Source organism: Bradyrhizobium sp. HKCCYLRH3099, assembly GCF_051167855.1.
Lineage (GTDB): Bacteria > Pseudomonadota > Alphaproteobacteria > Rhizobiales > Xanthobacteraceae > Bradyrhizobium.
This window is the reverse complement of sequence record NZ_JBNPTW010000010.1, coordinates 1-26,879: the sequence shown is the minus strand read 5'-3', so window position 1 is coordinate 26,879 and position 26,879 is coordinate 1. Positions and strand designations below refer to the sequence as shown.

The 26,879-nt window shown below is 66.2% G+C and carries 21 protein-coding genes; 13 read left to right on the top strand and 8 right to left on the bottom strand.

What is annotated here, in order from left to right; translation table 11 throughout:
• Positions 1 to 39 precede the first annotated feature (39 nt).
• Genes ACQR1Y_RS19680 through ACQR1Y_RS19665 form a run of 4 tightly spaced genes read left to right on the top strand, consistent with a single transcriptional unit; the run spans position 40 to position 3,914 of the window.
• Positions 40 to 999, top strand: coding sequence for an ABC transporter permease (locus ACQR1Y_RS19680; RefSeq protein WP_434856258.1), 960 nt, complete (start codon positions 40 to 42; stop codon positions 997 to 999).
• Positions 965 to 1,906 carry an ABC transporter permease gene (locus ACQR1Y_RS19675; protein ID WP_434856257.1) on the top strand — a complete coding sequence of 314 codons (942 nt, stop codon included), beginning with the start codon at positions 965 to 967 and terminating at the stop codon, positions 1,904 to 1,906. The genes ACQR1Y_RS19680 and ACQR1Y_RS19675 overlap by 35 nt, the downstream gene beginning before the upstream one ends.
• Positions 1,906 to 2,916 (top strand): ABC transporter ATP-binding protein, encoded by a 1,011-nt coding sequence (locus tag ACQR1Y_RS19670; RefSeq protein WP_434877944.1) that lies wholly within the window; start codon positions 1,906 to 1,908, stop codon positions 2,914 to 2,916. Before ACQR1Y_RS19675 ends, ACQR1Y_RS19670 begins: the two co-directional genes overlap by 1 nt.
• Positions 2,916 to 3,914, top strand: a complete 999-nt coding sequence (locus tag ACQR1Y_RS19665) for an ABC transporter ATP-binding protein (protein ID WP_434856255.1) — start codon at positions 2,916 to 2,918, stop codon at positions 3,912 to 3,914. The genes ACQR1Y_RS19670 and ACQR1Y_RS19665 overlap by 1 nt, the downstream gene beginning before the upstream one ends.
• 247 nt (positions 3,915 to 4,161) lie before the next feature.
• Here the strand turns inward: ACQR1Y_RS19665 and ACQR1Y_RS19660 are convergent, their stop codons facing one another.
• Together ACQR1Y_RS19660 and ACQR1Y_RS19655 are read right to left on the bottom strand one after the other, a co-directional pair.
• The gene (locus ACQR1Y_RS19660) at positions 4,162 to 6,147 is read right to left on the bottom strand and encodes a cache domain-containing protein (protein WP_434877945.1); all 1,986 of its coding nucleotides are present in this window, start codon (positions 6,145 to 6,147) and stop codon (positions 4,162 to 4,164) included.
• Between the two features lie 181 nt (positions 6,148 to 6,328).
• Positions 6,329 to 8,188, bottom strand: coding sequence for a feruloyl-CoA synthase (locus ACQR1Y_RS19655; RefSeq protein ID WP_434877946.1), 1,860 nt, complete (start codon positions 8,186 to 8,188; stop codon positions 6,329 to 6,331).
• Between the two features lie 293 nt (positions 8,189 to 8,481).
• Between ACQR1Y_RS19655 and ACQR1Y_RS19650 the strand changes: the two genes are divergently transcribed.
• Entirely contained in the window at positions 8,482 to 8,961 is a 480-nt protein-coding gene (locus tag ACQR1Y_RS19650; protein WP_434877947.1) for a MarR family winged helix-turn-helix transcriptional regulator, read from the top strand.
• 181 nt (positions 8,962 to 9,142) lie between these two features.
• Here the strand turns inward: ACQR1Y_RS19650 and ACQR1Y_RS19645 are convergent, their stop codons facing one another.
• Positions 9,143 to 12,019 (bottom strand): EAL domain-containing protein, encoded by a 2,877-nt coding sequence (locus tag ACQR1Y_RS19645; protein ID WP_434856251.1) that lies wholly within the window; start codon positions 12,017 to 12,019, stop codon positions 9,143 to 9,145.
• A 167-nt stretch (positions 12,020 to 12,186) separates the two neighbouring features.
• Positions 12,187 to 13,185: an NAD(P)H-quinone oxidoreductase gene (locus tag ACQR1Y_RS19640; protein WP_434877948.1), complete on the bottom strand. Its 999-nt coding sequence runs from the start codon at positions 13,183 to 13,185 to the stop codon at positions 12,187 to 12,189.
• An 84-nt stretch (positions 13,186 to 13,269) separates the two neighbouring features.
• On the opposite strand from ACQR1Y_RS19640, the gene ACQR1Y_RS19635 reads away from it, so the two are divergent.
• The gene (locus tag ACQR1Y_RS19635; RefSeq protein WP_434856249.1) at positions 13,270 to 13,461 is read left to right on the top strand and encodes a DUF1192 domain-containing protein; all 192 of its coding nucleotides are present in this window, start codon (positions 13,270 to 13,272) and stop codon (positions 13,459 to 13,461) included.
• A 588-nt stretch (positions 13,462 to 14,049) separates the two neighbouring features.
• On the top strand, positions 14,050 to 14,562 hold the full coding sequence (locus ACQR1Y_RS19630; protein ID WP_434856247.1) for a DUF1465 family protein: 513 nt from the start codon (positions 14,050 to 14,052) through the stop codon (positions 14,560 to 14,562).
• A 146-nt stretch (positions 14,563 to 14,708) separates the two neighbouring features.
• Here ACQR1Y_RS19630 and rpmE read toward each other — a convergent pair whose 3' ends face one another.
• Positions 14,709 to 14,936: a 50S ribosomal protein L31 gene (gene rpmE, locus ACQR1Y_RS19625; protein WP_012046762.1), complete on the bottom strand. Its 228-nt coding sequence runs from the start codon at positions 14,934 to 14,936 to the stop codon at positions 14,709 to 14,711.
• A 222-nt stretch (positions 14,937 to 15,158) separates the two neighbouring features.
• On the opposite strand from rpmE, the gene ACQR1Y_RS19620 reads away from it, so the two are divergent.
• The gene (locus ACQR1Y_RS19620) at positions 15,159 to 17,012 is read left to right on the top strand and encodes an ABC transporter ATP-binding protein/permease (protein ID WP_434877949.1); all 1,854 of its coding nucleotides are present in this window, start codon (positions 15,159 to 15,161) and stop codon (positions 17,010 to 17,012) included.
• Between the two features lie 140 nt (positions 17,013 to 17,152).
• Positions 17,153 to 17,353 (top strand): hypothetical protein, encoded by a 201-nt coding sequence (locus ACQR1Y_RS19615; protein WP_006614616.1) that lies wholly within the window; start codon positions 17,153 to 17,155, stop codon positions 17,351 to 17,353.
• Positions 17,354 to 17,543: 190 nt separating this feature from the next.
• On the opposite strand, the gene ACQR1Y_RS19610 is transcribed toward ACQR1Y_RS19615, so the two are convergent.
• Genes ACQR1Y_RS19610 through ACQR1Y_RS19600 form a run of 3 tightly spaced genes read right to left on the bottom strand, consistent with a single transcriptional unit; the run spans position 17,544 to position 20,060 of the window.
• On the bottom strand, positions 17,544 to 18,002 hold the full coding sequence (locus tag ACQR1Y_RS19610) for a GNAT family N-acetyltransferase (RefSeq protein WP_434877950.1): 459 nt from the start codon (positions 18,000 to 18,002) through the stop codon (positions 17,544 to 17,546).
• Positions 17,999 to 19,027: a peptidoglycan -binding protein gene (locus ACQR1Y_RS19605; protein WP_434877951.1), complete on the bottom strand. Its 1,029-nt coding sequence runs from the start codon at positions 19,025 to 19,027 to the stop codon at positions 17,999 to 18,001. The genes ACQR1Y_RS19610 and ACQR1Y_RS19605 overlap by 4 nt, the downstream gene beginning before the upstream one ends.
• A 43-nt stretch (positions 19,028 to 19,070) precedes the next feature.
• Positions 19,071 to 20,060 carry a flagellar motor protein MotA gene (locus ACQR1Y_RS19600; protein WP_434856243.1) on the bottom strand — a complete coding sequence of 330 codons (990 nt, stop codon included), beginning with the start codon at positions 20,058 to 20,060 and terminating at the stop codon, positions 19,071 to 19,073.
• Between the two features lie 184 nt (positions 20,061 to 20,244).
• Between ACQR1Y_RS19600 and ACQR1Y_RS19595 the strand changes: the two genes are divergently transcribed.
• From ACQR1Y_RS19595 to ACQR1Y_RS19580, 4 genes are all read left to right on the top strand, one after another.
• Positions 20,245 to 21,057 (top strand): DUF1295 domain-containing protein, encoded by an 813-nt coding sequence (locus ACQR1Y_RS19595; RefSeq protein ID WP_434877952.1) that lies wholly within the window; start codon positions 20,245 to 20,247, stop codon positions 21,055 to 21,057.
• A 12-nt stretch (positions 21,058 to 21,069) separates the two neighbouring features.
• A complete protein-coding gene (locus ACQR1Y_RS19590; protein WP_434877953.1) occupies positions 21,070 to 22,098 on the top strand; it encodes an SAM-dependent methyltransferase in 1,029 nt (342 codons plus the stop codon).
• Positions 22,099 to 22,369: 271 nt separating this feature from the next.
• Complete coding sequence (locus ACQR1Y_RS19585) at positions 22,370 to 23,563, top strand: efflux RND transporter periplasmic adaptor subunit (protein ID WP_434877954.1); 1,194 nt, start codon at positions 22,370 to 22,372, stop codon at positions 23,561 to 23,563.
• 6 nt (positions 23,564 to 23,569) lie between these two features.
• Positions 23,570 to 26,722, top strand: coding sequence for a multidrug efflux RND transporter permease subunit (locus tag ACQR1Y_RS19580; protein WP_434877955.1), 3,153 nt, complete (start codon positions 23,570 to 23,572; stop codon positions 26,720 to 26,722).
• The last annotated feature ends 157 nt before the right edge of the window (positions 26,723 to 26,879 follow it).

The window sequence follows — 26,879 nt, the reverse complement described above, 5'->3', positions numbered from 1 at the left end:
CGGCCCGCATGACCAGCCAGACATCGTAGGGGTGGAGCGATGGGAAACTACCTTCTCAGGCGCCTCATCGTCGCTTTGCCGAGCCTGCTTGGCATCAGCCTCATCCTGTTCGTGCTGCTCGCGCTGGCGCCGGGCGACCCGTTCGGCGAGCTCGCGAGCAATCCGAACGTGCCGCCCGAGGTGCGCGAGGCCTTGCGCATCAAGTTCGGGATGAACGATCCCGTGCTGGTGCGCTACGTGCGCTGGCTGCTCGCCATGTTCCAGGGCGATTGGGGCTTCTCCTTCGCCAGCCGTGTCAATGTCGACACCTTGATTCTGCAGCGGATTCCGACCACGCTCTATGTGGTCGGCACCGCGCAGATCCTCGCGCTCGCGGTGGCGCTGCCGGTCGGCGTGCTGGCGGCGCGGCGGCCCTATTCGATCTTCGACCAGATCGCCAACACCTTCGCCTTCATCGGTTTCTCGCTGCCGACCTTCTTCACCGGCCTGCTGCTGATCCTGATCTTCAGCGTCAATCTCGGCTGGCTGCCGTTCGTCTATCGCGCCGATCTGCAGGCCACGGGATGGCAATGGTGGTGGGAGAGCATCAAGCAGGCGATCATGCCGATCACGGTGCTCGGCCTCTATCAGGCGGCGTCCTACACCCGGTACGTCCGCTCGGCCGTGCTCGACGTGATCAAGCTCGACTACGTCACGACCGCGCGCTCCAAGGGCCTCGACGAGCGCAAGGTCATCGTCAAGCACGTCGTGCGCAACGCGCTGATCCCGGTGGTCACGCTGGTGGCGCTGCAGATGCCGACGGTGTTCGGCGGAGCCATCGTCACCGAGCAGATCTTCCGCATTCCCGGCATCGGCTCGCTGCTGATCAGCGCGATCCTCGCCAATGATACGCCGGTCATCATGGCCGTGACCTTCGTGTTCGCCTGCCTCGTCGTCCTCTTCAACCTCATCGCAGACATCCTGTATGGCTGGCTTGACCCACGCATCTCCTTCCGTTGAGACGGCGCCGGTCGCCGCATCGCCCAAACGGCGGTTCTCGCCGGGCCGCGACGCGCTCCGCCGCTTCCTCCGTCACCGCCTCGCGGCGGCCAGCATTGTCGTGCTGCTGCTGCTCGCGCTGTCGATCGTGCTCGGCCCGTTCCTGTGGCGGATTCCGATCAACGAGATCGATTTCACCGCGCGCCTCGCACCGCCGTCCTGGGAGCATCCGTTCGGCACAGACGATCTCGGCCAGGATCTCCTGGCGCGCATGATCTATGGCGGCCGCATCTCGCTCGCCGTCGGCTTCGCGGCGATGGGCGTGGCGCTGCTGGTCGGCATCGTCGTCGGCGCACTCGCCGGCACCGCGAAGGGGCCGGTTGATGCCGCGCTGATGTGGCTGACAGACCTGTTCCTGTCGCTGCCGCAACTGCCGCTGCTGCTGCTGATCATCTATCTGTTCCGCGACTTCCTCAAAGGCTGGCTTGGCCCTGAAGGCGGCGTGTTCGTGCTGATCGTGCTCGTCATCGGCGGCTTCCGCTGGATGCCGGTGGCGCGCCTGGTACGCGCCCAGTTCCTGTCGCTGCGGGAAAAGGAATTCGTCGAGGCGGCGCGCGCGCTCGGCGCGTCGAATCTGCGTCTCATCGTCCGCCACATCCTGCCGAACGCGCTCGGGCCGGTGATCGTGGCCGGCACGATCGACGTGGCCGCCGCGATCATCGCGGAATCGACCTTGTCGTTCCTCGGCCTCGGCTTCCCGCCGGACATTCCGACCTGGGGCCGGCTGCTGTTCGACGCCAAGGATTATCTCGACATCGCGCCGCATTGGGCGCTGTTCGCCGGCGGCGCGATCTTCCTCACGGTCATCGCGATCAACTTCATCGGCGACGGCCTGCGCGATGCGCTCGATCCGCGGAAGGTGATGTGATGGACGCGCAAGTGCTCTCCAACGCCGCGCCGCTCCTCGAGATCAAGGGGCTCAAGACCTATTTCAACACCGACGACGGCCAGGTCCAGGCCGTCGACGGCGTCGACATCTCCATCAATCGTGGCGAGACGCTGTGCGTGGTCGGCGAGTCCGGCTCCGGCAAGACCGTCACCGCGATGTCGGTGCTGAAGCTGATCGCGATGCCGCCAGGGCGCATCGCCGGCGGTCAGATCCTGTGGCAGGGGCGGGACCTCGTCCCGCTGCCGACCTCCGAACTCAATCGCATCCGCGCCAGCGAGATCGCGATCGTGTTCCAGGAGCCGATGACCTCGCTCAACCCGGTCTATACCGTCGGCGACCAGATCGCCGAGGTGATCCGGCTGCATCAGGGCCTGTCGAAGAAGGCGGCGATGGATCGCGCGGCGGAGATGCTGGCGCTGGTGCAGATTCCCAATCCGCAGCGCCGCGTGCACGACTATCCGCATCACTTCTCCGGCGGCATGCGCCAGCGCGTGATGATCGCGATGGCGCTGTCGTGTAATCCAAAACTCCTGATCGCCGACGAGCCGACCACCGCGCTCGACGTGACGATCCAGGCCCAGATCCTCGACCTGCTGCTCGACATGAAGGAGCGGCTCGGCATGTCGATCATGCTGATCACGCATGCCATGGGCGTCGTGGCCGAGGTCGCCGAGCGCGTGGTCGTGATGTATGCGGGCCGCGTGGCCGAGGAGGCGCCGGTCGACCGGCTGTTCGCAAATCCCCGCCATCCCTACACCCAGGGCCTGATCCGTTCGATCCCGCGCATCGATCTCGCGGCGGTCAAGAAGAGCCGGCTGGAGAGCATTCCCGGCAGCGTGCCGAAGCTGGTCAATCCGCCGCAAGGCTGCCGCTTCGCATCGCGCTGCCGCTTCGTCATTCCCGAGTGCAAGCTTGCGCAGCCGCCGCTGCGCGAGATCGAGCCCGGCCACAAGGTGGCGTGCATCCGCGCCGAAGAGACGTTGTCGTGATGACCGAAGCTGTCACTGCTCCCGTTGCCGCATCGGCGCCGCTGCTCACAGTGCGCAACCTCACGAAGGCGTTCCCGATCAAGGGCGGGCTCTTGAAGCGCCAGATCGGCAGCGTCCGCGCGGTCGACGGCGTCAACTTCCACATCGAGCCGAGCGAGACATTCGGCCTGGTCGGCGAATCCGGCTGCGGCAAGTCGACCACCGGGCGCTGCGTGCTTCGGTTGATCGAGCCGAGCTCGGGCGAGTTGACCTTCGAGGGCAAGGACGTCATCTCGCTCTCGGGCGAGAGCCTGCGGGCGCTGCGCCGCGACATCCAGATCATCTTCCAGGACCCTTACGCCTCGCTCAACCCGCGCATGACCATCGGCGCCATCATCGGCGAGGCGCTGACGATCCACGGGCTGGCGTCCTCACGCCAGCAATACGAAGAGCGCATCGTTCATCTGCTGGAGACCGTCGGCCTGCAGGCCGATCACATGACGCGCTATCCGCACGAATTCTCCGGCGGCCAGCGCCAGCGCATCGGCATCGCGCGCGCCATCGCGGTCGAGCCGAAGCTGATCATCTGCGACGAGCCGGTGTCGGCGCTCGACGTCTCGATCCAGGCCCAGGTCATCAATCTGCTCGAGGATTTGCAGCAGAAGTTCGGCATCGCCTATCTGTTCGTCGCGCACGACCTCTCGGTGGTCGAGCACATCAGCCGCCGCGTCGCCGTGATGTATCTCGGCCGCATCGTCGAGACCGCGCCGTCACGCCAGCTCTATTCGACGCCGAAGCATCCCTACACCGAGGCGCTGCTGTCGGCGGTGCCGATCCCCGATCCGAGCGTGAAGCGCAAGCGCGTCCGTTTGAAGGGCGAGGTGCCGAGCCCGATCAATCCGCCGTCCGGCTGCCACTTCCACACCCGCTGCCCGATCGCCAAGGACGTCTGCAGCAAGGAAGTGCCGCCGCTCAAGGCCAGCGACGAGGGCCATCTCGTCGCCTGCCATTTCCGTTGAGCCAGAGGAACGAAGCGTTCCATTAATTCGCATTCTCTTTCCGCGCCGTCATGGCCGGGCTTGTCCCGGCCATCCACGTCGGTCGGCATGTTGAGAACGACGTGGATGCCCGGGACAAGCCCGGGCATGACGGAGTAACTAGTTGGCAGGATTGCTCGTTGGTAAGGCTCCGCATTTCCATATGCGATAGCCCTCCCCTTCAGGGGAGGCTGGCACCGAGATCGCGGCGTTTGTCATCGCCTTGGCGTCACGCCGCCTGGCGTTCGGAGATGATGCCTGTCAGCCGCGCCGACTGCTCGGCGTTGAGCGTGAACTGCACCAGCGCGGTGCGATCGCCGACGCGGGTCACCGTGCCCGGCAGATCCGACACCATGCCCGTGATCGCAAGCGTCACCGGCGTGTTGACCGACAGCCGCACCGGGATCTGCTCGAGCAGCGCGCCGCCGAGCGACAGGTTCCGTACTGTGATGCCGATCGCCTCGCCATTCACCTGAAGCGTGCCGGGACGGTTGATGTTGAGCCGCGTCGACAGGCGGCGGTCGACATCGGAGGTCGAGGTCCGGATCACCCGGACCAGCTCGGTGCGCAGGCGCTGGACCTTTTCGGCGACGGTGCTCGATCCGTCGCGAATGTCGGTCGAACGACGGCCGGCCTCGCTGGCTTCGCGCGAGACCTCGGCGATCTGGCTGGCGACCTCGCGGGCCGCCGCCGAGGTCTCCTCGACGGTGCGCGAGATCTCCATGGTCACGCTGTTCTGCGCCTGGATGGCGTCGGCGATCCCGGACGACACCGCCTCGACGTTGCGGATGACCTCGCCGATCGCGCCGATCGAGGTCACCGACGCGCGTGTCGACTCCTGGATCTCGGCGATCTGCTGCGCGATCTCGCTGGTGGCCTTGGCGGTCTGCTCGGCGAGCGACTTCACCTCGGAGGCGACCACCGCGAAGCCACGCCCGGCGTCACCGGCGCGCGCCGCTTCGATCGTCGCGTTCAGCGCGAGCAGGTTGGTCTGCCCCGCGATCTCGCTGATCAGGCTGGTGACGGCTCCCACCTTGTCGGCGGCTTCCGACAGTTTGGCGATCGTCGCCTGCGCCTCGGACGAGGTCGCGACCGCCTTGCGGGTCAGCTCACGCGAGGAACTGACCTGGGCCGAGATTTGCGAGATCGAGGCCGCGAGTTGCGAGGACGCCTTGGCGACGGTCTGCGTGGTCGCGAGCGCCTGTTCGGCGGCAGCGGCGACGCTGCTCGAATTGCGCTCCAGCGTCAGTGCGCTCTCCGTCATCGATTTCGCGTTCTTGGCCATGTGGCCGGTGCCGTCGGCAACCTCGCCGACCGCCGTGCTCGCCGCCAGCTCGACCGCTTCGGCCATTTCCTGCAGCGCCTTGCTCTTGACGCGCTCGGCGACCTGGCGCTGCTCGTCCTCGAGCATCGCGGTCTGCCGTGCCTTTTCCTCCGTCTTCAGCCGGAACTGTTCGATCGAACGCGCCATGTCGCCGAGCTCATCGCTGCGATTGAGGCCCGGCAGCTTGATATCGAAATTGCCGTGACCCAGCTCGTTCAACGCAGCGCCCATCGAGGCCAATGCCGCGGACATCCGGCGGGCGATGATCAGCGTGATCGACCCGATGACCAGCATCACCAGCAAGGCCGTGATGAAGACGCCGCGCTTGCTCTCCCACATCTGCGCTTCGAGATCGTCGACATAGACACCGGTGCCGATGATCCAGCCCCACGGCTCGAAGCCGGCGACATAGGACATCTTCGGCTGCGGCGCGTCCTTGCCGGGCTTCGGCCACATGTAGTCGACGACGCCGGCGCCCTGGCGCTTGACGACATCGACCATCTCCATGAACAGCCGCTTGCCGGTCGGATCCTTGTTGTCGGCAAGGCTCTGCCCGTTCAGCTCCGGCTTGATCGGATGCATGACCATCTTCGGAGTCATGTCGTTGATCCAGAAGTAGTCGCCGCTGCCGTAGCGCAGCTTGCCGATCCGCTCCGCTGCCTTCTTCTGTGCAAGCTCGGGCGCCACCTTGTCGCGCGCGATCGCATCATGTTCCTCGCGGGCGATGCTGAGGGCGGTCTGCGTCAGATGGACCAGCTCGCTCTGCCGCTGCTCCTTCAGGGAGCTTTCGAGATTCTGCGTCTGCGTGGCCGCGAGCCCGAGGAGTCCACAAAAGGACAGGCCGATGATCGCGTAGATGCGAAGCGCAAGAGAGAAACGCGGCTGAGCCATGGAGATACCGGGGCGCGAGAGGAGGGCTGATTGCGAACGACTTTAAGGAATCGCGGTTGATGCCCGGTTAAGTGCGCATGGTAGCATCATGCCGAACGGAGGTTGTCCGGCACGTAGTTCTACGGAATTTCAGGCCGACCCGACGGGTTGCGGGATGGATGCGCGACGCGGCGCTGTTCTCTCAATTGGGCGTTGGCCTGATGACTTCGGGCGCGGCGTCGTCCTGCAGCCTTGCCACGAGATGAGCGCGGCGCGTCAGCACGGCGCGCTGATTGATATAACCCTTGTCGGTGATCTCGCCGGCATCGAGGGAGGGTGGCTCGGCCATCAGCAGCGCACGCGCGGCATAGCGTGACGAGCCGACTGCCTCGGCGCGTAGTTTGGCAAGCCCCTGTGCGACGGCTTCGCGCACCGACGCGTGTCCCAGGATATCGCCGGCTGTCGCGCTGTCTGTAAGGCCGGCGTGGGTACGACAGGCGGCGATGTTGGGCACGATCAGGAAATGGACTTCGTCGGTGCCGTGTCCGGCGATGACGATGTCCTGCGCCAGCGGCGCCAGTGCCGAGATGCCGGCGACACGCAGCGCGCCGACATTGACCCAGGTGCCGGAGCTGAGCTTGAAATCCTCGGTGATGCGGCCGTCGAAGAATAGGCCACGCTCGGGATGATCGGGATCGGCGAGCTTCACGGCATCGCCGATCTTGTAGAAGCCTTCTTCGTCGAAGGCGGCGGCGGTGATGTCCGGCGCCTTCCAATAGCCCGGCATGACGTTCGATCCGCGTATGCGGACCTCGAGCTTTTCGCCCGCCGGCATCAGCTTGAGTTCCGTGCCGGGGATCGGCACGCCGATATTGCCAGCGCGCTCGGCGAAGAAGTGGCAGTCGGTCGCGAGCGGCGAGGTCTCGGTGGCGCCCCAGGCCGAGACCAGCGGGGCGGGACGGCCGATCGTGGCCCGGCTCATCTCGTTGAGCGCGTCCCAGAGATTTTGCGGCAGCGCCGCCGCGGCATAGAGGATGCAGCGCACGCCGGAGAAGAATTTCTGCCGCAGCGTGTCGTCCGCCCTGAGCGCCGTGATCAGCATGTCGAAGCCGCGCGGAACGTTGAAGTAGATCGTCGGCACGATGCTGCGCAGATTCGCAAGCGAGGTCTCGAACAGGCCGGGCGCGGGCTTGCCGCCATCGATGTAGATCGAGCCGCCATGGGCGAGCACCAGGTTGAAGTTGTGGTTGGCGCCGAAGGTGTGGCTCCAGGGCAGCCAGTCGACGATGACAGGGCCGCCTTCGACCTCGCGCAGAAAGGTCCAGAGCTGGCCCTTGGCCTGCTGGCTCATCGTCAGCATCCGATGCGTGTTGATCACGGCTTTGGGCTGTCCGGTCGAACCCGAGGTGAACAGCAGCTTTGCGATCGTGTCGGGCGTCACCGCGGCAAAGGCGCTCTCCACCTCGGGGCCCGGCTTCGTCGCAAGCACGCTCTGCAACGCGACAGCGCTCGTCCCGCCGCCGCCGCCGGCGATGATCGGCGCGTGATGCAGGCCCTCGATGGCCGCCAGCGCGCGGGCAAACGGCTCGCGCTGCGCGACGAAGATGGCGCCGGGATCGAGCAGCCGGATCATCGCGCGCAGCTTCTCGTGATCCGTCGACATCAGCGAATAGGCCGGCGAGATCGCGCAGACGGGAATGCCGACATGCTGCGCGGCGAGCGCCAGCACGGCATGCGCGATGCTGTTGTCGGAGAGGATCGCGAGCGGACGGTCGGGGCCGAGCCCCTGCGTCAGCATCCAGGACGCGGCCGCGCGCACCTGCGTGAGCGTCTCGCCATAGGTGATCCAGGTCCAGCTGTCGCCGCGGCGCTCGGCCAGGAAGGTGCGGTCGGGATAATGGCGGCCCCAATGCTCCAGCCACTCGCCGGTGCAGCGCACCGTCGGCAGCAGCGGCATGCGCGAGCGCAAGATGATCGCGCCGTCGTCGCGTTTCAACGCCTCGATCGATGGCGCCGCGAACATCGCCGGTGCGGCGGCGCGGCGCGCTTCGGCTTCAGCCATGGCGCACCTCCGCGCGGCGGCCGGTCATCCATGGAGAGCGCGCGACGGCAAGGGGAGATGCGGCGCGGCCCCTGCCGCGATCAGCTGCATTGCGCCGCCGCATTGCCGTCGCAATGCAGGCAGCCGTCGCCATCGATGCCGGCATGACCGTTCCCCTCCCATCTGTATTTGTTGGACGCGAGACTAACAGAATAGTTGTGGTTTGCAATTATTGTGGATGTGACCAATTGCGGCGGCTTGTGCGCAAGAGTGCACCGGTCTACGCAGGAATGCCCCATGTCAGCGAGCCCCTGATGTCCAAGAGCGCGAGTGCCGGAGCGCACAAAGATGGAGCCAGGCAGGACTCCGAAATCCGTCTCGGTGAGCTCGAGAACCATCTCGGCTATTTCGTCCGCCGCCTGCAGCACTGGATCTTCCGCGACGTCAATGCAGCGCTGGCGGCGATCGACCTCGATGTGATCGGCTATTCGATCCTGGAGACGATCGCCGCCAACCGAGGCGCCACGCAGATCGCGATCGCGGGGGCGCTCGGCATCGAGCGCGCGCGCATGGTCGGGCTGCTCGACAGCCTGCAGCGGGCCGGACTGATCGTGCGCGAGCGCTCCGAGCACGACCGCCGGGCCCATGCGCTCGGCCTGACGCCGCACGGCCGCATGATGCTGAAGAAGGCCAATGCGGCCGTTGCCGCGCATGAGAAGCGGGTGGCGCGGCGGCTCGGCGCGGAGAACTACCGCCGCGCGCTGGCGGCACTGTCGCGGTTCGAAACCGACTAGACTCGTCGCGGATGGCACTGCCGTGAGCCTCCTGCCGCACCAGGACGCATCGGCCACACGCAGCCGGCACGCGAACGCGGTACTGCGGTAAGTCTACCTCAAGCAATCGAAAAGAAAAGATACATCCTGGGGATGTCGGGCGGCCGGACCTGTCTCGCGCCGGCCGCGGCCGATGAGCGGATTAGCTCGCCGCTTCCAGCCGCTCTTCCGTCAGCAGCCGCATGGCGGCGTCGGCGTCCATCGGCTCGCCGAAGGCGTAGCCCTGGGCGTATTCGCAACCGAGCTGGTAGAGCTCGACGGCATCGGAGTCCGACTCCGCGCCTTCCGCCACGACGTCCATGCCGAGATCGTGCGCCAGCGCGATGATCGACTTCAGGATCACCGGCCGGGTGCCGCGCGCGGTGGTGCGGACGAAGGACTGGTCGATCTTCAAGGTGTCGAACGGGAAACGCTGCAGATAGGCGAGCGACGAGTGGCCGGTGCCGAAATCGTCGATCGAGAGGCCGACGCCGAGCTCGCGGATGCGCGCCAGCATCTGCGCGGCGTGCTCGGGGTTCTCCATCACCAGTGACTCCGTCAGCTCGATCTTGAGCGAGCCGCGCGCCACCGATGAGCGCGCCAGCACCGAGCGGATGTCGTGGATCAGGTCGTGGCGGAGCAGCTGGCGCGACGAGACGTTGACGCTGGCAAAAATCGGTTCGCGCAGCCGCGTCGCGCGCTGCCATACCGAGAGCTGCCGCGCGGTCTGGTCGAGCACGAAGGTGCCGAGATCGACAATCAGGCCGATCTCCTCGGCGATGGTGATGAACTCGATCGGCGACATCCGGCCGAGCTTCGGATGATCCCAGCGCGCCAAAGCCTCGAAGCCGGCGATCGAGCGATCCTCGAGACGCACGATCGGCTGATACAGGATCGTGATCTCCTGGCGCTCGATCGAGCGGCGCAGCTCGCTCTCGAGCGTCAGCCGGTCGTTCTTGCGCGCGCGCATCGCCGGCTTGTAGACGTCGATGCGGTCGCCGCCGATGCGCTTGGAATGATACATCGCAAGCTCGGCATCCTTGATGATGTCCTCCGACAGTTGCGTCTGCGGATCGGACAAAGCGAGCCCGATCGAGGCGGTCAGGAAGATCTCGCGCTCATTGAAGGCGATCGGCGCGCGGATGGTCTTGCGGATGGTCTCGGCAAACGCCGTGATGCGGGCGGGGTCCTGCTCCGACAGCAGGATCAGGCCGAACTGATCGCCGGCGAGCCGCGCCAGCGTGTCCTGGGGCTTGAGGATGCGCGACAGCCGCCGCGCCAGGGTCAGCAGGATGGAGTCGCCGACCGCGATGCCGACGGAATCGTTGACCTGCTTGAAGCGGTCGAGATCGATCACCATCAGGGTCGGCCGCAGGGTCGGCATCGTCTTGGCGAAATTGGCCACCGCGGCGAGGCGGTCGATGAACAGCTTGCGGTTGGGCAGGCCGGTCAGATTGTCGTGGACGCTGTCGTGGAGCAGGCGCTCCTCGGCATTCTTGAACTCGGTCACGTCGGTCAGCGTGCCGACGACGCGCGACACCTCGCCGTCGGAGCCGACCACCGGGCGCGCCTTCAGCGCGAACCACATGAAATGACCGTCGGGCGTGCGCAGGCGGAAGTCCTGGACGAGGCGGCCGCGGCGCTGGTCGAGCACGCTGTCGAGCGCGGCGCGGAAGCGGTCCTGGTCGAGCGGATGCAGCACCTCGAGCCATTTGGCGGCCGGGCCTTCCAGCGTGCCGCGCTTCAGGCCGAGCAGGCTCTCGGTCTCGGGGCTGGTGAACACCTTGTCGGCGGAGACGTCCCAGTCCCAGATCAAATCGCCGGAACCGGCCAGCGCCAGCGCGCGGCGCTCGACGTCGGAGACGATGCCGGTGGTGGCGCCGCCGCCGGCGAAGGCGTGCTGCATCACGGTGAAGCCGATCAGCATCACGATCAGCACGAGGCCGCCGAGCAAAGCGGGGCCGACGATGTCGTTGGTGACCTGGCCCGCGACCGTCATGCCGGCGGCCGCAACCCAGACCGTCAGCAGGAACCAGGTCGGGATCAGCAGCACCGCGCGATCGAAGCCGTGGCTGGAGAGATAGACGATCAGCGCGAAGCCGAGCACGGCGATCAGGAGCAGCGACATCCGCGCGATGCCCGAGGCCACCGCCGGATCGAACAGCGCGACCGCGACCAGCGACCCTAAGAAGAACAGCCAGCCCAGCGTGATGTGCGAGTAGCGAACGTGCCAGCGCGAGAGGTTCAAATAGGCGAACAAAAACACCAGCAAGGTCGCGGCGAGGATCGCCTCGCCCGCCGCGCGCCAGACGCGCTCGGCATTGTTCGACATGTCCAGGACCTTGCCCCAGAAGCCGAAGTCGACGCCGATATAGACCAGCACCGCCCAGGCCAGCGCCGCGGCGGCTGGAAACATGATGCTGCCCTTGACCACGAACAGGATCGTCAGCACGAGGGCAAGAAGGCCGGAGATGCCGATCACGATGCCCTGGTACAAGGTGAACGAGTTGACCTTGTCCTTGTAGGCCTCGGGCTCCCACAGATAGAGCTGCGGCAGCTTGTCGGTGCGCAATTCGGCCACGAACGTCACGACCGAGCCGGGATCGAGCGTGACGCGGAAGACGTCGGCGGTCGGGCTCTCCTGCCGCTCCGGCAGGTCGCCGATCGAGGGCGTGATGGTGGCGATGCGCGACAGGCCGAGATCGGGCCAGAACACGCCGGAGCCGACCACGCGGTAATGCGGCGCCACGATCAGGCGGTCGAGCTGGTCGTCGGTATTGTTGGCGAGCGCGAACACGATCCAGTGCTGGCCGCCCTCGCGGGCGCGCACCTCGATGCGGCGGACGATGCCGTCGGTGCCCGGCGCGGTCGAGACCTGGATGCGGTCGTTTTCGCTGCGCTGATGATCGAGGATGCCGGTGAGGTCGATGGCAGGCGCGTCGCTGCGAACGCTGACGGCGTCAACGGCCCGCGCGGCGGTAACGGCACCACACATCACGAGACCCAGCGCCAGTGACGCAAGGCACCTGATCAGACGCAATGTCAAATCTCCGCGTTCGACACCAACTCAGAGCGCAACAAGCCAATTCGAAAGACGTCGTCGCAGGCGAATGGAGCCGTTCCAGGCACGGTTCAGATGTGCGCGATCATTGGCACGAAAGCGAGGAAAATCAAAGAGTTTCCAAACACGCTCTGTTTAGACCGCGCCTAGATTTCCAACACAATTTTGCCAATATGTTGGCTCGTCTCCATGCGTGCATGCGCTTTTGCTGCATCCACCAGTGGAAAGGTCGAGTCCATCAGCGGCCTGATGCGGCCTTCACGCAGGAACGGCATCACCTTGGCCTCGATCGCCGCCACCATTGCGGCCTTGTCGGCATTGCTGCGCGGCCGCAGGGTCGAGCCGGTGTGGGTGAGACGTTTCACCATCAACTTGACGAAGTTGACGGTCGCCTTGGGACTGCTGAGGAAGGCGATCTGCACGATCCGGCCGTCGGTCGCAGCCGCGTCGTAGTTGCGCTCGATGTAGTCGCCGCCGACCATATCGAGGATGACGTTGGCGCCCTTGCCACCGGTGGCTTCCTTGACCACGGCGACGAAGTCTTCCGTCTTGTAGTTGATGGCGCGGTCGGCGCCGAGCTTGACGCAGGCGTCCGCCTTGTCCTGCGATCCGACGGTGACCAGCACCTTGGCGCCGAACGCCTTGGCGAGCTGGATCGCCATCGTGCCGATGCCGGAGGAGCCGCCATGCACGAGCAGGGTCTCGCCGTCCTTCAGCGCGCCGCGCTCGAACACGTTGTGCCAGACCGTCATCAGGGTCTCGGGCAGGGCTCCGGCCTCCAGAATCGACAGCGCCGGCGGTACCGCCATGGCCTGAGCGTCCTGCGCGATGCAATATTCAGCGTAGCCGCCGCCGGCGACCAGCGACATCACGGTGTCGCCGAGCTTGTGCCGGACGGCGCCCTCGCCGAGCGCCACCACCTCACCGGCGACCTCCAGGCCCGGCAGGTCGCTGGCGCCGGGCGGCGGCGGGTAGCTGCCGGAGCGCTGCGCGACGTCGGGCCGGTTCACGCCGGCGGCCTTCACCTTGATCAGGATCTCGCCGGGACCGGGCTTCGGAACCGGCCGCGTCTCCGGCTTCAGCACCTCGGGTCCGCCGGGCTGGCTGATGGCGACCACGGTCATTTGCGCAGGCAGCTGTTCCATGAGAAATCCTCGGCAGGCGATGAAGAGGGTGCTGCGGCGTGCTTAAGCCAGCCGAGGCATGGCTGGCAACCGGGAGAGGACCAGATGGCAAATGACGATGACGACCGGCCGAAAAAGGCCGTTTCGCACGAGATCGGGCAGGATCTGTCGATGCTCTCGGTCGAGGAACTGACCAGCCGGGTGGCGCTGCTGCGCGGGGAGATCGAACGGATCGAGCAGGCGGTCGCCAGGAAGCGTGCCTCGCGCGACGCAGCCGCCAGCATCTTCAAATCGTAAGGCAGTCGCCACGTAGAAACACGGTCGGCCAGTGGCCGACATGGCTAACGAAGTTTGAAAAATTTTCGCCATTTACGGTTGATTAAGCTTTCGGGTTTACAACCGGAACTGTCCTCGTTTGGACACCGAGTGGCTCCTGTCCACTCTGTTTGACGCCTCCCTGTTATCAACTTCAAAGCCGCCGGCAACGGCGGCTCTTTTTTTGCGCGCTCGCGATCGGCCCGTCGCGGATGCTCGGCCGGCGCGCGTGGAACGATGCCCAGACGCCGTGCTTGAAGAACGTCGCTTGGGCGAGCCGCGGCAAGGACCGAGCTAACAATCCTGTGCAGCGCAATGTGGATGATGAGGATCGTCCGGTTACCGCAAACTATTGCCGCGATCATGTCTGCTAATAGCGCAAGCGCAGCAAATCGGCCTGATCAGCCGCATCACAGCTGCAAGTGGTACGAGGGCACGGCATGTCCCACGCCGTGGAAACCATAAACGGCGTTGCTGCTGGACTCTCGAAAGCGGCCGCGCAATGATTTGTTCATCATACCGGCGCGGTTGCCGGATTGCGTAACCAGTCGCGTTTAAGAGGCGTTAACCATGTCGGACCGTTTGCTGGGCGATGGCGCTCTTGTTCAGTTCAATGAGCGGCTCACCAACTCAGCTGCATTCGGCGCGCTGTTCCGGGAAGGCATGGATCTGGTCGAGGAGACCGCTGCCTATCTCGACGGTGACGGCCGCAACGAGGCCAAGGCGCTCGACCGCGCCGTCAGCCTGACCTACGCGACGGAGAGCATGCGGCTCACCACGCGGCTGATGCAACTCGCTTCATGGCTGCTTCTTCACCGCGCGGTGAAGGAGGGCGAGATGACCCTGAGCCAGGCCAACCGCGAAAAGACCAAGGTCAAGCTGACCGCCGCCGATCCGGGCCCGGACGATATGCTGGAGAAGCTGCCGCAGCAGCTGCAGGACCTGATCGCCCGCTCGATGAGCCTGCAGACCCGGGTCCGCCGCCTGGACTCGACCATCCATTCGCCGCCGCCGGACCAGAGCGCGATCGGCAATCCCCTGGTGCCGCATCTGAACCGGCTGAAGGCCGCTTTCGAGCAGTAAGCCCGGCTCCGGGCGGCTTGGTCGATCCGGGCCGCTCCTCCCGATCCGCCAGCGGACCAGAAACAAAAACGCCCCCGTTTCCGGGGGCGTTTTGCTGTCTGCCATCCGTCGGGCGGGGGCCAAAGGCCGGCGCCACGGCGCAAGGATCAATCCTTCTTGAGGAAGCCCTGGAACTTCTTCTGGAAGCGCGAGACGCGGCCGCCGCGGTCCATGATCTGCTGGGTGCCGCCGGTCCAGGCCGGGTGCGACTTCGGGTCGATGTCGAGGTTGAGCTTGTCGCCCTCTTTGCCCCAGGTCGAGCGGGTCTGGTACTCGGTGCCGTCGGTCATCACGACCGTAATCGTATGATAATTCGGGTGAATGTCGGCTTTCATGGCTTCATCCTAGGGCAATGCGAAGACATGACCTCGCGCGGCCGCGCCTGATCCTGTCGTCACTGAAGGGGGACAATTGGCGCGCTCTATAGCCCAAGGTCCCGCCCAAAACAAGCCAAGCTCATGGATGAGCACCTTGGTACGTTTCCGGATTTGCAAACTCCGGCCCGGAAGGCCTATCTGGACGAAGAACCGGTATTTGGAAGAATTCTCAGGTGGCCCATGAGCGCAGTGGAACGGCTTGACGATCGGCATGATGCTGCCGGGCAGGATCCGGTCGGAGATGCCGTCGCGGCCGTGGAGGCGCTGGCCGAACCGGCGAGCCCGGTCCGCCGCTCCAAGCTGCGCCCGCTGCTTGCGCTCGCTCCCTATATCATGCGCTATCGCGGCCGCGCCGTGTTGGCGCTCATCGCGCTGACGGTTGCCGCGCTGACCACGCTGCTGGTGCCGGTTGCGGTCCGCCGCATGATCGACTTCGGCTTCACGCCGAAGGGCATCGAGCTGATCAACAGCTACTTCAGCGTCATGATCGCTGTGGTGGCCGTGCTCGCGGTGGCGAGTGCCGCCCGCTACTACCTCGTGATGACGATCGGCGAGCGCATCGTCGCCGACATCCGCCGGGACGTGTTCGCGCATCTGATGTCGCTGTCGCCGTCCTTCTTCGATTCCGCGCGCTCCGGCGAGCTGGTCTCGCGCCTGACGGCCGACACCACGCAGATCAAGTCGGCGGCCGGCGCGTCGGTGTCGATCGCGCTGCGCAATCTGCTGCTGTTTCTCGGTGCGACCGGGATGATGGTGTTCACCAGCCCGAAATTGTCACTGTTCGTGCTGCTGGCGATCCCGCTGATCGTGCTGCCGCTGGTCGCTTTCGGCCGCTGGGTGCGTCGGCTGTCGCGCAACGCGCAGGACACGCTCGCCGATGCCTCGGCCTATGCCTCGGAGCTGGTCGGCGCGATCAGGACGGTGCAGGCCTATACCAGCGAGAAGCTCGCGGCGGGGCGTTTCGGCGGTGAGGTCGAGCAGGCCTATGAGGCCGCCCGCGTCTCGACCCAGGCGCGCGGCGTGCTGACCGCGATCATCATCTTCATCGTGTTCTCCAGCGTCGTCGCGATCCTCTGGGTCGGCTCGCACGACGTGCTGACCGGCAATATCAGCGCCGGCCGGCTCGGCCAGTTCGTGCTGTACGCGGCGTTCGCTGCCGCCGGCCTCGGCCAGCTCTCGGAAGTCTGGGGCGAGGTTTCCGCCGCTTCGGGCGCGGCCGAGCGCCTGTTCGAGTTGCTGCACGTGCAGCCCGAGATCAAGCCGCCGGCGCGTCCCCTCGCGCTGCCGGAGCCGGCGCGCGGCGACATCGGCTTCGATCATGTCAGTTTCGCCTATCCGACCCGTCCCGACGTCCGCGTGCTCGAGGAGGTCTCGTTCTCCATCCGCGCCGGCGAGAAGGTCGCGATCGTCGGCCCGTCCGGCGCCGGCAAGAGCACGCTGTTTCATTTGCTGCTGCGGTTCTACGATCCGGCCTCGGGATCGATCTCCGTCGATGGCGTGCCGGTGCGCGCGGCCGATCCGCGCAAGGTGCGCGAGCGCATGGCCCTGGTGCCGCAGGAGTCCGTGGTGTTCGCGGCGAGCGCGCGCGAGAACATCCGCTTCGGCCGGCCCGAGGCCAGCGATGCCGAGGTTGAGCGCGCCGCCGATCTCGCCCATGCCAGCGAGTTCATCCGCCGTTTGCCCGAGGGCTTCGAGACGCCGCTCGGCGAGCGCGGCGTGACCTTGTCCGGCGGTCAGCGTCAGCGCATTGCGATCGCGCGTGCCATCCTGCGCGATGCGCCGCTGCTGCTGCTCGACGAGGCGACCTCGGCGCTCGACGCGGAAAGCGAGACGCTGGTGCAGACCGCGCTCGAAGGCCTGATGAAGGACCGCACCACGCTGGTGATCGCGCATCGCCTCGCGACCGTGCTGTCCTGCGACCGTATCCTGGTCATGGACCGCGGCCGTATCGTCGAGCAGGGCACGCATACATCGCTGGTGGCGGCGAATGGACTCTATGCGCGTCTGGCGCGGCTGCAGTTCGAGGGCGTGTAGTTTCGGCAACATTGTGGGCCGTCGGCAACACTGCGAATTTGCGCCGCAGCCCCTGCAACCTTTCTCCGGCTTTGTACGTTCCCTGCGCGAAACTTCACGGCGCTACTCATGCTGTGGCGCCCTCGCACAGGATGATGACCATGCCCTATCGCCGCGGCAGCTTTGCCCTCACGCCCCCGTCGTTCGTGATCTTCGCCATCGCGCTGGTGCTCGCGCTCGTCGCGATGCTCGCGCACTACATGCACGCCTCGGTGCCGCTGCTGTCGGCCGCCCACGCCTTCGACGCGCTGGCGATCGCCTTCGTGGTGCTGACCATCGGCGTCCTGTTTCGCGGCGTGTAGTTGCAGTTCGGCCCACACTCGGTGTCGTCCCGGCGAACGCCGGGACCCATAACCCCGGTCGAATGTTTGGTCGACGAACCTCGCCACGTCGTTCTTCGCAACACCTCTGCTGCGGAGTATGGGTCCCGGATCTGCCCTCGCTTCGCTCGGTTGTCCGGGACGACGGTTGTGGGTGTTGCTGCGTGCCGGGCTAACGGGCCTCCGGCCTCCACGCCATGCGCACCACGGGCCGGCCGGAGGTCGGATTGACGTCCTCGCCGGCCTCGACGAAGCCGCTGCGCTGGTAGAAGCGGATGGCGCGGGTGTTGTCCTTGTTCACCAGCAGGGTGATTCCGCCAGGGGATCGCCGCTTAGCGGCATCAACTAATTGCGTCGCCAGCGGCGAGCCCCAATGCTCCGGTGACACGACCAGCTGATCGAGATAGCCCGCCGCATCGATCGTGACGAAGCCGGCGAGCGTGCCTTCCGCCTCGGCGACGATCACCTCGGCCTTCGGCACCAGCTCGCTCCGCCAGCGCTCGCGCCACCACGGCACCCGCGCGGCGAAGTCGATCGCGGGGTAGGCGAGCTGCCACGTCTGCTGCCACAGCGCGATCGCCGCGTCCTCGTCCTCGGCGCGATAAGCCCGCAGGGTGAAGCTCGACGTCACCGCTCCGTCAGCTTCAGTTCGATGCGGCGGTTGCGGCGGAAGGCATCCTCGGTGTTCGCCGCGTCCAGCGGCTGGAATTCGGCGAAGCCGGCGGCGACGAGGCGCTGGGCGGGGACGCCGAGCGAAATCAGATATTGCACGACCGAGATCGCGCGCGCCGACGACAATTCCCAATTCGACTTGAACACCGGGCTGTTGATCGGCCTGACGTCGGTGTGGCCGTCGACGCGCAGCACCCAGGAGATCTCGGCCGGGATCTGCTTGTCGAGATCGACCAGCGCGGTGGCCACCGAGTTCAGCTCCTGCTGGCCCTCGGGCAACAGCGTCGCCTGGCCGGTGTCGAAGAACACCTCGGACTGGAACACGAAGCGGTCGCCGACGACGCGGATGTCGGGGCGGTTGCCGAGGATGGCGCGCAGCCGGCCGAAGAATTCGGAGCGGTAGCGCGTCAGCTCCTGCACCCGCTGCGCCAGCGCAACGTTCAGCCGCGAGCCGAGGTCGGCGATGCGGTTCTGGGATTCCTTGTCGCGCTTCTCGGAGGCGTCGAGTGCGTCCTCCAGCGCGGCGAGCTGGCGGCGCAGCGCGCTGATCTGCTGGTTCAGCACCTCGATCTGCGCCAGCGCCCGCGCCGTGACCTGCTTCTCGGAGTCCAGCGCCCGGTTGAGCTCGTTGGCACGGCCGGTGGCATTGCTGCCGGCGTTAGCGAGGCCGTCGTACAGGCTCTTGACCCGGTCGCGCTCGGCCTCGGCGCTGGACAGCCCGGCGCGCAGCTGCGCGACCTGGTCGTCCAGTGACAGCTTGCCGAGCTTCTCCAAGGACAGCATCTCGTTGAGCTGCGCGATCTTGGCGTTGAGCTGCTCCAGCGCCTTGTCCTTGCCCGTGACCTCCTGCGACAGGAAGAACTGCACCACCAGGAAGACGGTCAGCAGGAACACGATCGACAGCACGAGCGTCGACAGCGCGTCGACGAAGCCCGGCCAGTAGTTCAGGCCGGAGTCGCCCCGGCGGGTACGGGCAAGCGCCATTCAGCGTCTCCTCAAGTCACTCGAAGCCAGCGCGGCGGACGCGCTAGCTCTTCTCCGTCTGCCGGGCCAGCCGCTCCAAGAGCCGCTTGATCTCGCGGTTCTGCTCGCCCTGGCCGTCGGCCCATTCGCGGATCATCTGCTGCTCGGTGCGCATGTGCGCGACCAGGCCCTGGATCGCCTCGGCGAGGTTGGCCATGGCGGCGGTGGCGCCGCGGTTGGAGCCTTCCTCCATGGCGGTGCGGAGCCGCTCGATGGCCACGGAAAGATCGGCGCCTGTGTCTCCGGTGCCGCCATATTCCCGCACCGTGCCGGCGAGCCAGTCCTCCAGGTCGGTATAGAAGCGGTTCTGCGCCTGGCTGGACTGCAAATCGAGGAAGCCGAGGATCAGCGAGCCGGCGAGGCCGAACAGCGAGGACGAGAACGAGATGCCCATGCCGCTGAGCGGCGCCGCCAAGCCGCCTTTCAGGGTGTCGAACAGCGCGCCGGCGTCGCCGCCGACCTTCAGCCCGTCAATGACCTTGCCGACCGAGCCCACGGTCTCGATCAGACCCCAGAAGGTGCCGAGCAGGCCGAGGAAGACCAGCAGGCCGGTCATGTAACGGGAGATGTCGCGGGCCTCGTCGAGGCGGGTGGCGATCGAGTCGAGCAGGTGCCGCATGGTCTGCTGCGAGATCGACATCCGCCCGGTGCGCTCGCGGCCGAGGATGGCGGCCATGGGGGCCAGCAGGGTCGGGTGGCGGTGCACCGCCAGGCCGGGATCGGCGATGCGGAAATTATTCACCCAGGAGACTTCCGGATAGAGCCGGATCACCTGGCGGAACGCCAGGATGACGCCGATCAGCAGCACGGCTCCGATCAGCGCGTTCAGCCCGGGATTGGCGAAGAACGCCATGATGATCTGCTTGTAGAGCACGACGCCGACCAGGGCGCACAGCACCAGGAAGACCAGCATCCGCACCAGGAAGATCCGGGGCGTGGACAGTTTGGTCGGTTCGACGTCCATCGCGGAGCGGGAAGGGGAGCCTTGAGGCATTGTCGATGACATCCGTTGCGGGGGGACCGGTCCCGAAATTCCACTATGGCACAGCAGCGGCGGGAGAAAAGCCGCGATCGGCGCAATCCCCGTCCCCTGCGCGGAACTTTGGCTGAAACCGGCGGGCGTCCGCGGCGTAGTTAGTCCCGTGGTTCATATCTAGCGGGAACGCCCTGGCTTTGTCATGACCGTCGTTGATTATCTGCTGGCGCTCCTGGCCATGGCCGTGGCGATGTCTGTGCTGATGAGCCTGGCCTGGGTGGTGCAGCAGCGCACCGGGAATTCCGGCTGGGTTGACACGATCTGGACATTTTCCGTCGGATTGGTGGGCGCTGTCGGCGCCATCTGGCCGGCGGGCGGGGCGACACCCCACGCGCGGCAATGGCTGGTCGCGATCCTGGTGGCGGTCTGGTCGCTGCGGCTGGGTGGCCATGTTGCGGTGCGCAGCCGCGGCATCACCGACGATCCGCGCTACGCGGAGTTCGCCCGGCAATGGGGCGAGGCGGCGCCACGGCGGATGTTCGTGTTCCTGCAGCAGCAGGCCTTGGGCGCGATTCCCCTGGTGTTCGCGATGTTCGTCGCCGCCCATGCTCCGGCCCCCGAGCTGCGCTTGCAAGACTATCTCGGCATCCTCGTGCTGTTCATCGGCATCGCCGGCGAGGGGCTGGCCGACGCCCAATTGAAGGCGTTCCGCACCGATCCGGCCAACAAGGGCAAGGTCTGCGATGCCGGCCTGTGGCGCTGGTCGCGCCATCCCAACTACTTTTTCGAGTGGATGTGCTGGCTCGCTTACCCCGTCATTGCGTTGTCACCTGACAACCCCTGGGGGCTCGCCAGCCTGCTGGCCCCGCTGCTGATGTACTACATCCTGGTCCACGTCACCGGCATCCCGCCGCTGGAGGAACAGATGCTGCGTTCGCGCGGCGACCGCTACCGGGACTATCAGGCGCGCACCAGCGCCTTCTTTCCTCTCCCGCCGAACCCCGCCGGCAAGTAACGGAGCCACCGCATGAGCTTCATCTCGACCATCATCGGCGCTGCCGAGCGCGTGCCGCTCCCCGACGCCGTGATCCGCGCCGCGATCTACGAACTCTGCGCGCGCACGGCCACACGGCTCGCAGGGCCGCAGGCGATGGGCGATGCGGAGTTTGCCCGTCTGCTGACGACGCGCCCGGTCGCCGAGCATACGGATGCGGCGAATGCCCAGCACTACGAGGTGCCGGCGGCGTTCTTCGCCCGCGTGCTCGGGCCGAACCGCAAATATTCCTGCTGCTTCTACAAGGAGCCGGTTTCAACCCTCCAGGAGGCGGAGGAGGAGGCGCTGCGGCAGACGGTGGCCAATGCGGATCTGCAGGACGGCCAGAGCATTCTCGAGCTCGGCTGCGGCTGGGGCTCGCTGTCGCTGTTCATGGCGCGGCAGTTCCCGCATGCGAAGATCACGGCGGTGTCGAACTCGCACTCGCAGCGCCGCGCCATCGAGGAGATGGCGGCCGAGCGCGGCCTGCTCAATCTGCGGATCATCACCGCCGACATGAACGCGTTCGCGCCCGATGCGCAGTTTGATCGCGTCGTCTCGGTCGAGATGTTCGAGCACATGATGAACTGGCGCGAACTGCTGTCGCGCGTTCGCTCATGGCTCGCGTCTGACGGGCGGCTGTTCATGCACATCTTCACCCATCGCTCCGGCTCCTATCTGTTCGACCGCAACGATCGCGAGGATTGGATCGCGCAGCACTTCTTCACCGGCGGCATCATGCCGAGCCACACCTTGATCCGGCAGTTCGACGATCTGTTCGCGGTCGAGAAGGAATGGCGCTGGAGCGGTACGCATTATCAGCGCACGGCCAGGGACTGGCTCGCCAATTTCGACGCCGACCGCGATCGCATCTTCGAGGTGCTGCAGCCGGTCTATGGCGATGACACCGCCTTGTGGATGCGTCGCTGGCGCTGGTTCTTCCTCGCCACCGCGGGCCTGTTCGGTCACGACGAAGGCCGCGAATGGGGCATCAGCCATTACCGCCTGCAGCCGGTGACCTGATCGGGGAACCAGCGGCCCCCGCGCGGGATTCGCGTTTCGCTCTGCGGAACCTGTGGGAACTCTCACGCCACAATGCGCTCACAATTGAGTGAGTCGTCAAAACGCGCAGTTAATCAGTCCCTTAGCGGATGTGACATACAGCCGCCCGACTGCTGCATTGCGTCGCAGCAGCGCGCTTTTATGGTGCGGCCACGCTCGGCACCAGAATGGCGCCATCACCCGGTCATCCGGTCGACTGTTTTCAAACATGATCGAGGGGGCACCACCGTCCATGTCTCGTTTTCGCGCGCCGCTGCTCGGCACTGCATTGATCCTCGTCGCGGCCATGCCGCTCGCCGGCTGCAACGAAACCACGCCGGCCCAGGCGTCCGCCAGCGAGCAGGTCACCGTTCCCGACGTCGGCATCATCACGGTCGAGCAGAAGGCGCGGGCGATCGTGCGCGAGCTGCCCGGCCGCATCGCGCCGACCCGCGTCTCCGATGTGCGGCCGCGGGTGTCCGGCATCATCGTCGAGCGTCTGTTCCGCCAGGGCAGCGAGGTCAAGGCCGGCGATCCGCTGTATCGCCTGGATCAAAAGCCGTTCGAGGTCGAGATCATGTCGAGCCGCGCCGCGCTCGCCAAGGCGGAAGCCGTGCATGAGCGCGCCGTGCAGCAGGCGAACCGGATTGCGCAACTGTTCAAGGAGCGGGCGGCGCCGGCCGTCGAGAACGAAAAGGCGATTTCTTCGGAGCGCGAGGCCGCGGCCGACATCGAGGCGCGCAAGGCCGATCTCGCCCGCGCCCAGCTCAATCTCGACTACGCGACCGTCCGTGCGCCGATCGACGGCATCGTCGGCGCCGCCCAGCTCAGCGAGGGCGCGATCGCGGTCCAGAACGAGACCTCGCTGGTGACGATCCAGCAGCTCGATCCGATCTATGCCGACTTCACCCAGTCGGTGAGCGAGCTCAACCGTCTGCGGCGCGCCTTCGAATCCGGCGATCTCGACCAGATCGCGCCCGACGCGATCAAGGTCCGCCTCGTGCTCGACGACGGCACCCCTTATTCGATCCCCGGCAAGCTGCTGTTCTCCGACGCCAAGGTCGATGCCGCGACCGGCCAGGTCACCTTGCGCGGCGAGTTCGCCAATCCCAAGCGTGAGCTGTTGCCGGGCATGTATGTCCGCGTCCGCATCGAGCAGGGCATCGACAGCGATTCCGTCGGCGTGCCGCAGCAGGCCGTGCAGCGCAATGCCGCCGGCGGCTCCGAGGTCTATGTGATCCGCGACGACAACCGCGCGATCGCGCGGCCCATCCGCACCGGTCCGGTGCAGGATGGCCTGGTGCTGATCACCGACGGCCTGCGCGCCGGCGACAAGGTTGTCGTCGACGGCTTCCAGAAGTTTGCCGCCGGCGACAAGGTCACGCCGCAGGCCTGGACAGAGGTCAGCACGGCGACGCAGCTCGAAACCAAATCAGCGTCGCGGTAAGTCCCGATGCCGAGTTTCTTCATCGACAGGCCGATCTTCGCCTGGGTCGTCGCGCTGTTCATTTGCCTGATCGGCGCGATCGCGATCCCGCTGCTGGCGGTGGCGCAATATCCGATCATCGCGCCGCCCTCGATCTCGATCTCGACCAGCTATCCCGGCGCCTCGCCCGAGAATCTCTACAACAGCGTGACGCGGCTGATCGAGGAGGAGCTCAACGGCGCCTCCGGCATCCTCAACTTCGAATCGACCAGCGACTCGCTGGGGCAGGTCGAGATCACCGCGAACTTCGTGCCGGGCACGTCGACCAACGACGCCTCGGTCGAGGTGCAGAACCGCCTCAAGCGCGTCGAGGCGCGGCTGCCGCGCGCCGTGATCCAGCAGGGCATCCTGGTCGAGGAGGCCTCGGCCGCGGTGCTGCAGATCATCACCCTGCAATCGACCGACGGCAGCCTCGACGAGGTCGGCCTCGGCGACTTCATGATCCGCAACGTGCTCGGTGAAATCCGCCGTATCCCCGGCGTCGGCCGCGCCACGCTGTATTCGACCGAGCGCTCGCTGCGCGTCTGGCTCGATCCGGCCAAGCTGATCGGCTACGGCCTGACAGCCGATGATGTCACCAAGGCGATCGGCGCGCAGAACGCGCAGGTCGCCTCCGGCAGCATCGGCGCCGAGCCGGCCACGACCGTGCAGCGCACCTCGGCGCTGGTGCTGGTCAAGGGCCAGCTCGATTCGCCGGACGAGTTCGGCGCGATCATCCTGCGCGCCAATGCCGACGGCTCCACCGTGCGGCTGCGCGACGTCGCCCGCATCGAGATCGGCGGCCTCAGCTATCAGTTCAACACCCGCCTCAACGGCAAGCCGACCGCGGGTCTCTCGGTGCTGCTGTCGCCGACCGGCAATGCGCTGGCGACAGCCAATGCGGTCGAGGCCAAGATGAAGGAGCTGTCGCGCTTTTTCCCCTCGAACATCGCCTACGAGATCCCCTATGACATCACGCCCGTCGTGAAGGCCTCGATCAAGCGCGTGCTGATGACGCTGGTCGAAGCGGTCGTGCTGGTGTTCGTCGTGATGTTCCTGTTCCTGCAGAACATCCGCTACACCATCATCCCGACCATCGTCGTGCCCGTGGCGCTGCTCGGCACCTGCGCGACGCTAATGCTGGTCGGCTACTCCATCAACATGCTGACGATGTTCGGCATGGTGCTCGCGGTCGGCATCCTCGTCGACGACGCCATCGTCGTGGTCGAGAACGTCGAGCGCATCATGACCGAGGAGGGGCTGTCGCCGAAGGAGGCGACGCGCAAGGCGATGGGCCAGATCACCGGCGCCATCATCGGCATCACGCTGGTGCTGATGGCGGTGTTCGTGCCGATGGCGTTCTTCCCCGGCTCCGTCGGCATCATCTACCGGCAGTTCTCGGTCACCATGGTCGCCGCGATCGGCTTCTCGGCGCTGCTGGCGCTGTCGCTGACCCCCGCGCTGTGCGCGACCCTGCTGAAGCCCGTCCAGGCGGGTCACGGCCATGCCAAGACCGGCGTGTTCGGCTGGTTCAACCGCTTCATGGATGGCAGCCGCAACCGCTATGTCGGCGTGGTGCGCGGCGGCCTGCGCCGGACCGGACGGCTGATGCTGATCTACGCGATCTTCCTGGCCGGTCTCAGCTACGCCTTCATCCAGTTGCCCGGCGGCTTCCTGCCGGTCGACGACCAGGGCTTCATCACCACCGACGTGCAGACGCCGGCGGATTCATCCTACGCGCGGACTCAAGCCGCCGTCGAGGCGGTCGAGAAGTACTTGGCCAAGCGCGACGGCATCGAGGACGTCACCTTCCTCACCGGCTTCAGCTATGCCGGCCAGGGCGTCAACACCGCGCAGGCCTTCATCTCGCTGAAGGACTGGTCCGAGCGCGGCAAGCACGACAGCGCCGCGGCGCTGGTCGCCGACATCAACCGCGATCTCGCCTCGCTCCGCGACGCCAAGATCACCGCGCTGCAGCCGCCGCCGATCGACAATCTCGGCAACTCCTCCGGCTTCAGCTTCCGCCTGCAGGACCGCGGGCAGAAGGGCTACACCGCGCTCGTTGCGGCTGCGGATCAGCTGATCGCGGAAGCCAATGCCAGCCCGGTGCTGCAGAAGGTCTATGTCGAGGGCCTGCCGCAGGGACCGCAGGTCAACCTGATGATCGACCGCGAGAAGGCCGGCGCGTTCGGCGTCACCTTCGAGGATATCAACAACACGATTTCGACCAATCTCGGCTCGAACTACGTGAACGATTTCCCCAATCGTGGCCGCATGCAGCGCGTCGTGGTGCAGGCCGACCGCATCAGCCGCATGAATGCGGACGACATCCTCAACTACAGCGTCAAGAACGCCAAGGGCCAGCTGGTGCCGTTCTCGTCGTTCGCGACCATCCAGTGGGCGAAGGGACCGACCCAGATCGCGGGCTTCAACTATTACCCGGCGATCCGCATCTCCGGCGAGGCGAAGCCGGGCTTCACCTCGGGCGATGCCCTCAACGAGATGGAGCGTCTCGCCGCCAAGCTGCCGCGCGGCTTCGGCTACGAATGGACCGGACAGTCGCTGCAGGAGAAGCTGTCGGGCTCGCAGGCGCCGCTACTGCTCGGCCTGTCGGCGCTGGTCGTGTTCCTCTGCCTCGCCGCGCTGTATGAGAGCTGGACGATTCCGCTCGCCGTGCTGCTGACCGTGCCGCTCGGCATTCTCGGCGCCGTGGTGGCGGCCAATCTGCGCGGGCTCTCGAACGACGTCTACTTCACCGTCGCGCTGATCACGATCATCGGCCTCGCCGCCAAGGACGCGATCCTGATCATCGAGTTCGCCAAGGATCTGCGCGCCCATGGCAAGCCGCTGGTCGAGGCGACCGTCGAGGCGTGCTCGCTGCGCTTCCGTCCGATCATCATGACCGGCCTCGCCTTCGTCTGCGGCGTGCTGCCGATGTCGATGGCCACAGGCGCCGGCGGCGCTAGCCAGCAGGCGCTCGGCACCAACGTGATGGGCGGCATGATCGCGGTGGTGATCCTGGCGCTCTTGATGGTGCCGGTGTTCTTCGTCTCGGTGCAGCGCGTGCTGGCGGGCGATCGGGAGAAGGCGCCAGCGGCAGAGCGCGAGGCATATGGGCCGCCGGCGCCGGTGAAGTCGTAGACGGCCACGATCGCAATAGCTTACTAGGCCGATTGAGCCACGATCTCGCCATGCGATCGGTGCGCTCCCCTCCCCCTTGCGGCAGGGCTATCGCACGTGACTGAGGAGTTCGAAAAAGAAGTCATCGCTCCAACCGGCGCGCTTGAGCTTGAGACGC

Bases quoted from the DNA above. Each gene is read 5' to 3' on its own strand.
- ACQR1Y_RS19600 (WP_434856243.1), bottom strand. From the start codon at position 20,060: ATGCCTCAAGGCTCCCCTTCCCGCTCCGCGATGGACGTCGAACCGACC.
- ACQR1Y_RS19670 (WP_434877944.1), top strand. From the start codon at position 1,906: ATGGACGCGCAAGTGCTCTCCAACGCCGCGCCGCTCCTCGAGATCAAG.
- ACQR1Y_RS19680 (WP_434856258.1), top strand. From the start codon at position 40: ATGGGAAACTACCTTCTCAGGCGCCTCATCGTCGCTTTGCCGAGCCTG.
- ACQR1Y_RS19635 (WP_434856249.1), top strand. From the start codon at position 13,270: ATGGCAAATGACGATGACGACCGGCCGAAAAAGGCCGTTTCGCACGAG.
- ACQR1Y_RS19660 (WP_434877945.1), bottom strand. From the start codon at position 6,147: ATGGCTCAGCCGCGTTTCTCTCTTGCGCTTCGCATCTACGCGATCATC.
- rpmE (WP_012046762.1), bottom strand. From the start codon at position 14,936: ATGAAAGCCGACATTCACCCGAATTATCATACGATTACGGTCGTGATG.
- ACQR1Y_RS19620 (WP_434877949.1), top strand. From the start codon at position 15,159: ATGAGCGCAGTGGAACGGCTTGACGATCGGCATGATGCTGCCGGGCAG.
- ACQR1Y_RS19650 (WP_434877947.1), top strand. From the start codon at position 8,482: ATGTCCAAGAGCGCGAGTGCCGGAGCGCACAAAGATGGAGCCAGGCAG.
- ACQR1Y_RS19595 (WP_434877952.1), top strand. From the start codon at position 20,245: ATGACCGTCGTTGATTATCTGCTGGCGCTCCTGGCCATGGCCGTGGCG.
- ACQR1Y_RS19665 (WP_434856255.1), top strand. From the start codon at position 2,916: ATGACCGAAGCTGTCACTGCTCCCGTTGCCGCATCGGCGCCGCTGCTC.
- ACQR1Y_RS19585 (WP_434877954.1), top strand. From the start codon at position 22,370: ATGTCTCGTTTTCGCGCGCCGCTGCTCGGCACTGCATTGATCCTCGTC.
- ACQR1Y_RS19640 (WP_434877948.1), bottom strand. From the start codon at position 13,185: ATGGAACAGCTGCCTGCGCAAATGACCGTGGTCGCCATCAGCCAGCCC.
- ACQR1Y_RS19590 (WP_434877953.1), top strand. From the start codon at position 21,070: ATGAGCTTCATCTCGACCATCATCGGCGCTGCCGAGCGCGTGCCGCTC.
- ACQR1Y_RS19615 (WP_006614616.1), top strand. From the start codon at position 17,153: ATGCCCTATCGCCGCGGCAGCTTTGCCCTCACGCCCCCGTCGTTCGTG.
- ACQR1Y_RS19580 (WP_434877955.1), top strand. From the start codon at position 23,570: ATGCCGAGTTTCTTCATCGACAGGCCGATCTTCGCCTGGGTCGTCGCG.
- ACQR1Y_RS19605 (WP_434877951.1), bottom strand. From the start codon at position 19,027: ATGGCGCTTGCCCGTACCCGCCGGGGCGACTCCGGCCTGAACTACTGG.
- ACQR1Y_RS19655 (WP_434877946.1), bottom strand. From the start codon at position 8,188: ATGGCTGAAGCCGAAGCGCGCCGCGCCGCCGCACCGGCGATGTTCGCG.
- ACQR1Y_RS19630 (WP_434856247.1), top strand. From the start codon at position 14,050: ATGTCGGACCGTTTGCTGGGCGATGGCGCTCTTGTTCAGTTCAATGAG.
- ACQR1Y_RS19675 (WP_434856257.1), top strand. From the start codon at position 965: ATGGCTGGCTTGACCCACGCATCTCCTTCCGTTGAGACGGCGCCGGTC.